The organism is Vibrio sp. OPT46, assembly GCF_015163535.1.
Lineage (GTDB): Bacteria > Pseudomonadota > Gammaproteobacteria > Enterobacterales > Vibrionaceae > Vibrio > Vibrio alginolyticus.
On record NZ_JADDYG010000287.1, the window covers coordinates 1 to 265 of the forward strand.

At 42.3% G+C, this 265-nt stretch carries 1 protein-coding gene; it reads right to left on the bottom strand.

Annotated features, from left to right (window positions below):
• Positions 1 to 113, bottom strand: a 113-nt coding sequence (locus IQR33_RS12725; protein WP_193843747.1) for a YoaH family protein, incomplete at its 3' end; no start/stop codon positions are given.
• Positions 114 to 265 lie beyond the last annotated feature (152 nt).

Here is a 265-nt window from a genome sequence, read left to right on the forward strand (position 1 = left end):
GCAACAATTTTGATAGCTTCTGCAGTACTTGTGCCCTTCGCCATCAATTCTTGAATTCTCTCTACAGCTTGTTGTTGCTCTTGGTGAGATAGAGGGGGTAAATCGTCAAACATAAAAAGCTCCTCATTTTGAGGAGCTGACTATAACGATTCAATTAATAGGTAGCAAGGAAATTAATGGATGCCCCCATAGCGTTCTCGTTTGTGTACTGAGCTGCGATATCCAATTCGAACAACTTAAGTGGAGACAACCCGATACCAGCAGT